3 protein-coding genes are annotated in these 4442 nt (G+C 43.2%); all 3 read right to left on the bottom strand.

Features of this window, described 5'->3' with window-relative positions:
- Positions 1 to 105: 105 nt before the first annotated feature.
- Positions 106 to 1473: an AsmA family protein gene (locus F6K20_RS25725; RefSeq protein WP_287296529.1), complete on the bottom strand. Its 1368-nt coding sequence runs from the start codon at positions 1471 to 1473 to the stop codon at positions 106 to 108.
- Positions 1474 to 1742: 269 nt separating this feature from the next.
- A complete protein-coding gene (locus tag F6K20_RS25720) occupies positions 1743 to 3677 on the bottom strand; it encodes a glycosyltransferase family 39 protein (protein WP_287296527.1) in 1935 nt (644 codons plus the stop codon).
- A 241-nt stretch (positions 3678 to 3918) separates the two neighbouring features.
- On the bottom strand, positions 3919 to 4442 hold a 524-nt coding region (locus tag F6K20_RS25715; protein WP_502708877.1), incomplete at its 5' end, for an ATP adenylyltransferase family protein.

Raw genomic sequence — 4442 nt, 5'->3', positions numbered from 1 at the left:
AGAGGTTTCATATGAGTTGTAAGCTATTGTACCCACAATATAAGCTTTTAATTAAAGAGACTTTTGTTTATGACAATATTAAACAGGTGGCGATAAACTGCGGCGCTATGTGGTTAAGTTGTCGTGTGCCCCCCCCTGATCCATAAATTTGATATCCCCCTTGCCTGTGACTAAGCCACCCACTGTTGGTTTTGCCTGCAAGTTTCTAATGGCCAGCTCAGTATTAATAACGCTAAAGTCAGCAGTAATAGAGCTGAATTTCACCTGGTCAAGGGTGGCGGGAGTGGTGGTAAACGCCTCTCCAATCACAATCGGGTTGTCGATAGCTCCAGTGACCTGAAACGTAGCCTGTGCTTTACCTAAAGTTTTTACTGGTAGCTCTTTGATCCCAAACGTCTGTGCATACTGCTGTATCTCAACCGGTTCGCTTTTTACTCTGAGCTTGTAGCCTGACTCAATATCCAGCATTCCCCCAATTTGGGCAGGTACTTGACCGAATCTGGTAGTTATGTTATTGAGCCAAATCTGACTTCCTCGAAAGCTCAGCTTACCGTTGCTTTCAGTGAACAGTTGGGGCAAGGGTTCTAAGCGGGCGATGGTGTCGGAAAAGTTGATCGTACCCCAATACTGCCAAGGCTGTTCAGCATTATTCCGTTGTATTCTCAGGTTGCCACCCAGTTTACCCCCTTGAAGCTTCAGGGGAATCAGAAGTACTTTACTAACCTCTGCCGCACTCACGTTATCGACATCAAGGTGCAAGTCAGTTTCTTCTTGAGAGAGGCGGTAATCTCCCTTAACCTTTAAATTTCCCCCACTTAACGGCTGACTATTTACATCAAAGCGAATCAGCTCACCTCCGTCGATAAATTTACTTTTCCCCCTAACCTCAGTAAATCTCATCGGTGGTTGTTTGATTCCCACTTCAGATCTTGGCACCACCACCACATCCGCATCCCGCCACCGCACCACCTTTGGGTCTACCTTAAACGCAGAATCTTGGGCAGTTTGTGTAAATGCTGTAGACACCCAGTTTAAATCTTTGTCCTGTTCAACATATATATTAGGTTCAACTAGGGTTACATCCAGTTCTAGAGTTCTGGTAAACAGCAGTTTAACGGGGTTATAGCTTACCTTCACTGCCTCGGTAAAAAGATGATCGGGATCCGTAGGGGTAGCTGGTATTTGCGAAGAACCAAACCTTACACCATTTAGGGAAAAGCCCTCCACTGGTCCGACATTGACTTTCCGGTTAAGAAAGCTAGATAAATTTTTCTCTACCGTTGGTGCTAATTGCTTCTGGATGAAATACCAAGCAAAAAGGCTTCCGCCCCCTATCCCAGAAACTAGAATCATGACCATAAGCATGAAGACCGGACGTAGCAGCCTCTGCCAAAACCCTCTACTTACCGTAGGTTCTGGAGTATTTTCCGGAGTAGGCTCTGGTAGATTACCAGGATTGGGAGAGTTACTCATCTTGATTGGTTTGCACCTTACAACTGGAGTTCCGAGGGAATATGGGGGCATCGTCATCTTAATTTATCAGGGAAATACAGGGAGTAGGGGTATCAGTTATAGGTGCCTAATACCAAGTGCGTTTCAAGAGGATATCACCATTCCCAATCATGATTAGGAAGAAGGGGCAAAGGGGGAGGAGATGGAAGAAGGTGCTATGTCTCAATGGTGTGAATGCAACTCGGGATCAGGCAGATAAGACTACTACTTTTTTTCTCTGACGAAGCTCCCTATCTTGATAGTTTCCAGAGCCAAGATTGATCCGTAGGTTTAACCCTATAGTTATGGGTGGTTTCAATTCCCTGACGCAATTCCTCTGACGGTCGATAAAGTAAAACATTTTTGAAACCCTCCGGAATCTCCGGTATGTTGGTAGAGCTATTGGATTTATCCAATAACATCAGCTGTACATCCGGACGAAGTAGATGACACAGAGATAGAACCCTACCGGGAATTTCATTACTGATCAAGAGTGGTTGTGGGATTTGATTAATCCAAGCGGCTACGGGGGGATTATTGCGACTCTTTGCATAGCTCTTGTGCCACCAAACTGGCAGTTGAGAGCTGACGATACAGGAGAGTATGCCGCTAAATGCCAGAGCAATTGCTATAGACTTCCAAGTTTTAGGATTTTTTCGGGTTTTTTCCATGGGCACCATGTCATGGTCACCCCTTACTTGCCCATCTTGTCTATCTTCGGTATTTGCTAAATTTCCATTCATCATGCCCATGGTGGGCAATCCCTTTTTTCCCTTATCTTTGGTAAGTTTTCCTGAGTTTTTAGCTTGGGTTGTCAGGAAATAAGCAATAGCTAACTGAATGCCTAGATAACAGGGAATAGCATAGCGAGTAATGCTAGAACGGCGACCACCTAAGAGCACATCTGGACCGATTAGAGCAATTCCTGTCACTCCAATTAAGGTAATAATAAATACCCAAGCATGCTGAGGAGCCTTACGACAAAGATAGTAGAGGGCGTATACTGCTAAAAATAAACTGAGATAGTGGAGGGGACTCAAAGGATGGATGCCTTGGTTAACATCAAAGAAAATCCGACTGAGGTTTAAGGTCCAAAATAGGGGTAAGAAGCCTGAACGACTATGATTAACTGAGTCAGTATTAGCGATAAATTTGGAGAAATTAGTGATAACAATGATTAGCCAAGGGGAGAATAGCAATACTCCTCCTAAGGAGGCTAGTAAATAGCTAGTTACTCGCTTAGTCCAGCGACCACCTTCGGTAATTAATACATACAATCCCTGTCCAATTAAGACAAAGGCTGAGAAAGGGTGAGTATAAAGTGCTAAGGCAACAGTAAAGCTATAGATAATCCATCGATAAGGTTTTTTAATAAATTGCTTTATTCTAGAATAATTCATTGCCCATAATAGGACTGCACTAGAAAGCAAAATAGTAACGGTCCATAAACTATATTCTCGGGCTTCTTGGGCATACAAAACATGAAAGGGAGAAATAGCAATTATGGCAACAGCTACCCACCCGATTAATTTTGAACCAAATAGTTCTAAACACAGCCAGTAAGCACAGGGCAATGCTAATAAGCTAATTATTACTGATAGCAGTCTAATAGTTACTACGGAATTGCCAAAGGTTTGTAACCATAACCTCGCCATTAGGTAGTAAAGGGGCGAATGTTCTGGATTACCTGCTAGGGAATTAATGGTGTCATTGATATCTTTTTTATGATTAGGAAATTGGTAGTATTTTAACAAATTTTCTACGCTGATAATCTGACCATCGAAAATTGTTTCTACTAGTTCGGTTCGAGTGTGACCAGAAATTCGAAGGGAGGTCATAGTCTCGTCGTACCAGTAAACTTTACGGTCTAGGTTGTAAAATCTAAAGACTACTCCCAGTACGATTACGATGATCAGTAAATTTCTAAACCAGATAGAATCAAGAGTAATTTTCTTGATCATGCTAACTACGATAATTAGGGGATAATTGAAACTATAGCAAAGGGAACAGGGAATAGGGAACAGGGAGTAGGGAGTAGGGAGTAGGTAGTAGGGAGTAGGGAGTAGGTAGTAGGGAGTAGGGAGTAGGGAGTAGGGAGTAGGGAGTAGGGAGTAGGAAGTAGGGACTTCGGAGCAGGGAGAAATAGGAAAGAGATCCAAAGAGTTTTTGATGTTATGATCAATCATCAAGATTGTTAATGAGCTATTTATAAATGCTATAGTAAAGATGGTTTTAAGGGAATTAGCATCAAAGAAGACTGTACCTCATAACTCCGATAAACGCTAATCTAAAATATAAAAAGGATACTTGAAAAGAAATACCTTAAAATTGGCAATTATAGCTTTTTTTATCCTAATGAGGTACATTCAAGTTTCTTACCCCGACTCCCTACTCCCTACTCCCAGATCCGCTGTTCCCTTTCCTTAATTACCAAGTAACAGCAACGTTTCTCAAAATTGTCATTGGACCTTGGTCTTTCAGACGTTTCATTTGCTCTTGGTTTCGGACTAGGAGAGCTCCGGCAAATCCGAGGGAATTGACCCCAATTGACTGGAAATCTGGTTGAGAACGGGGTAAAAGCAACATCCATTGCCTTGTGGCGAGGAGATTGTAGGCACCAGATTGCTTGTTACCATTGGCATTATTCCATGGCAACCCCACTGCACTCAGTAATCTATGGTACAAATCAAGGGTGGCTTGAGCGGCATCCCACGGAGAGTTTACCCAACTAGGGTCAAGCTCAGCAATAGCATGGATGAAGGGCAGGGTTGGGATGGTGCCAACAGAGTCCTGAAAGTTAGCTGATGCGATCGCATTTTCGATCGGGATGTTAACTCCTTCAGGAGCTAGGGGCAGAGGAACTAGTTGCAAGTGCTTGTGTCGTTGACTCGCACCACCAATCTTTCCAGCATTATAGAAAGCCAAGCCATCAATTTCCCCAAGACATGCCC

Source organism: Moorena sp. SIO2C4, from assembly GCF_010672485.1.
Classification (GTDB): domain Bacteria; phylum Cyanobacteriota; class Cyanobacteriia; order Cyanobacteriales; family Coleofasciculaceae; genus Moorena; species Moorena producens.
Note: the sequence above shows the minus strand (reverse complement) of the source record. Positions and strands in the feature narration are given on the sequence as shown.